Origin of the sequence: Microcystis sp. BLCC-F209 (assembly GCF_041928595.1) — a bacterium.
In the GTDB taxonomy this organism is placed as follows: Bacteria; Cyanobacteriota; Cyanobacteriia; order Cyanobacteriales; family Microcystaceae; genus Microcystis.
In genome coordinates this window covers 1-3,677 of record NZ_JBHFLL010000041.1, presented here as the reverse complement: position 1 = coordinate 3,677, position 3,677 = coordinate 1, and the positions used below count along the sequence as shown (strand labels likewise).

At 40.8% G+C, this 3,677-nt stretch carries 2 protein-coding genes; both read left to right on the top strand.

All coding sequences use genetic code 11. The features are described from left to right. Nucleotides 1-1,354, top strand: a 1,354-nt coding sequence (locus tag ACE1AQ_RS03080; protein ID WP_374807827.1) for a Calx-beta domain-containing protein, incomplete at its 5' end; no start/stop codon positions are given. Nucleotides 1,355-1,767: 413 nt separating this feature from the next. Next, nucleotides 1,768-3,492, top strand: coding sequence for a diflavin flavoprotein (locus ACE1AQ_RS03075; RefSeq protein ID WP_374807825.1), 1,725 nt, complete (start codon nucleotides 1,768-1,770; stop codon nucleotides 3,490-3,492). Nucleotides 3,493-3,677: the final 185 nt, after the last annotated feature.

The following is a 3,677-nucleotide window of genomic DNA, read 5'->3' as shown; positions in this document are numbered from 1 at the left end:
TTACGCTTCTATTCCCACCAGTGTCACCTTTGCTGCTGGTTCATCCACTGCTACTGTAACAGTTGACCCCACTGCTGATACAACAGTAGAAAGTGATGAAACTGTTGCTTTAACTCTTGCTTCTGGGACAGGTTATACAGTAGGGACTACCACCGCAGCCACGGGGACGATTACCAATGACGATAGCACTTTCACCTCGCAACTCTCCATCAACGACATCACCGTGGTGGAAGGTCAAAATAGTAATGCCATCCTCACCGTCACAGTTGATAACCCCAATTCTCAACCAATTAGCGTCAACTATACCACTGCACCCATTGATGCTACCGCTAATGTAGATTACACTAGCCAGACAGGAACCCTCACCATTGCGGCGAATACTGCCACCGCTACTATTAGCATTCCCATCCTCAATGATAACCTCAACGAAGCCGATGAAGCCTTTACAGTAACCCTGTCAAATGCGGTTAATGCTACCATTAATCCCGAAGGAGGAATAGGAGAAGTTATCATTACTGATACTTGGCAAAGCAGTCTCACTCGCACCCTACCCAATAATGTCGAAAACCTCAGACTAATTGGCACTAATAATATTAACGGTACGGGTAACGCTGGTGACAATAAAATCACTGGAAATAGCGGTAACAATATCCTCGCTGGTGCTAATGGTAACGATATTTACTGTTTCAATGCTTCAACCCCATTAGGAAGCGATACCATCCAAGAAACTACCACCGGTGGTATCGATACCCTCGACTTTACTGGGACAAATACCGCAGTAAGAGTTAACTTAGGGATTACTACTGTCCAAACCGTCGTCACCAATAATCTAAAATTGACTTTTTCGGCCAATAACACCATCGAAAATATTATTAGCGATAGCGGTAATGACCGACTAACTGGGAATAGCCTTAATAATACTCTAACTGGTGGTGGTGGCAACGATCAATTAACCGGTCAAGACGGAAACGATAGTTTAATTGGTGGTTCTGGCGATGATTTACTCACTGGTGGTAATGGTAGCGATAACTTTATCTTCAACAGTAGTAATTTAGGAATCGATGCCATCAGCGATTTCACCCCCGGCAGTGATAAAATAGTATTAAGTAAAGCCATATTTACCGCCTTACAAAGTGTCATTGGCAATGGCTTCAGTCAACCAGCAGAATTTGCCAGCGTCGATGATGATGATTTAGTCGCTATTAGCAGCGCTTTTATCGTTTACAGTACCAGTAGTGGCAGTATTTACTACAATCAAAATGGTAGTGCTGCGGGCTTAGGAAGTGGCTCTGAATTTGCCAATTTGTTGACTGTTCCTACCCTGATAGCGGCTGATTTCACACTGATAAATTAACCTAGCCACACAGAGAAAACGGGTTTCTTGAAGAAACCCGTTTTCTGGACTTGTGTTAAGGGTTACAGGTTCACTCATAGACTGACATCGAAAACAAAACACCCCAAGAGAGCGAGAGAGCAAAAACGAGGGAAATATTAAGAATTGTGTAAAAAGCTTGACAAATAGGCAAAAGTGCAGTAAGTGAAACCGAGGACTAAGCCAACCGGTGGATACAATGCACAATCAGTATTCAGAGCTTGATTCGGCAGGGCCGGCACTCAAATTAATATCCGCAACCATAGAGAAAAGGTTATATAAATCTAGCTAATCATTGACTTGAGTAATTGGTATTTTACAAATCCCTGAAAGCAAGTCACCATAGGAATTAAGCAAATGCAGTTCCGAATCAAATCCTGTGGGAGATAGAAATTATGGTTGCTTTAATCACCCCAAAACCTGCTAAAACCAGCCGTTTAACCACACAAATCCAAGAAATCGCTGAAAATACCTTTACCCTGCGCTGTTTGGATTGGGACCGCGATCGCTTTGATATCGAATTTGGTTTAGAAAACGGTACCACTTATAATTCTTTTGTTATTCAAGGGGAAAAAACGGCCCTCATTGATACATCTCACCGCAAATTCGATCACCTTTATCTGGAGGAATTAACTAAACTAATCAACATCAATCATCTTGATTATTTAATTATCAGTCACACCGAACCCGACCACAGTGGTTTAGTCAAAGAAGTTTTAGAATTAGTCCCAGAAGTTACCGTGGTGGGTGCAAAAGTTGCCATGCAATTCCTCGAAAACATGGTACACAGACCCTTTAAACAGTTAATCGTTAAAAGTGGTGATACTTTAGATTTAGGTAATGGCCATGTTTTAGAATTTGTTGCAGCCCCTAATCTTCATTGGCCTGATACTATCTTCACTTTTGATGCTAAAACTGCCACCCTTTTTACCTGTGATGCCTTCGGAATGCACTTTTGTGATGATCAAACCTATGATCGAGAAAAAGAGCTGCTAGAAGGCGATTTTCAAACCTATTATGACTGTCTGATGCGACCGAATGCTCGTTCAGTTTTAGGGGCAATTAAAAGAATCGAGAAATTTGAGATTAATCTCATTGCCACCGGTCACGGTCCTCTATTAAAACACCATATTTCTGATTGGGTGGGACGCTATCAAACTTGGAGTCAAGAACAAACTTCTGCCGATACTTTAGTGGCTGTATTTTTTACACAAGATTACGGACAAAGCGAACATTTAGCTACTATGATAAGTCAGGGTTTGAATAAAAATGATGTGGTGACAGAATTAGTCGATATGAATAATGCTGATCCTCACGAAGTCAGAGAATTGATCAATCAATCTAAGGGAGTTATCATCGGAATGCCTCCCCAATCTTCCTCGATTAACCAGACGATTTTAAGCACGATTATTGCTTCAATTAATGGCAAACAAGCAGTGGGATTATTTGAGTCAGGAGGTGGGGAAGATGAACCAATTTTTCCCTTAAGAAATAAATTACAGGAAATCGGGGCGATCGAAGCTTTTCCTCCTCTTTTAGTTAAAGACAATTCCAATCAATCCCTCGATTTGATTGCCGATGAAGCAGGAACCGACCTCGGCCAATGGTTAAGCCGAGAAAAAACGATTAAACAAATTAAGTCGATTAACAACGACTTAGAAAAGGCTCTAGGTCGTATTAGCACCGGATTATACCTAATTACTTCCCAAAAAGCCGATTTATCTAGTGCCATGATTGCCTCTTGGGTGACACAAGCAAGTTTAAATCCTTTAGGTGTGGCGATTGCAGTGGCCAAAGATCGGGCAATGGTATCCTTTTTACAGCCTAGCGATACCTTTGTTTTAAATGTTTTGGCTGAGGATAATTATCAGAAATTAATGAAACATTTCCTCAAGCGTTTCTCTCCCGGTGCCAATCGTTTTGAAGGCATTAAAACCTATACTGCTAATAACGGATCACCAATTTTAGCCGATGCCTTGGCTTACATAGAATGTCAAGTCGCCAGTCGTTTAGATTGCGGTGATCATTGGGTAGTTTATTGTACCGTTAATAGCGGACGAGTTGCTCGTTTAGATGTCTTAACTGCTGTCCATCATCGCAAAGTTGGCAATCATTATTAACAGTTATCAGTTATCAGTTATCAGTTATCAGTTATCAGTTATCAGTTAACAGTTATCAGTTATCAGTTATCAGTTATCAGTTATCAGTTATCAGTTATCAGTTATCAGTTATCAGTTATCAGTTATCAGTTATCAGTTATCAGTTATCAGTTATCAGTTATCAGTTATCAGTTATCAGTTATCAG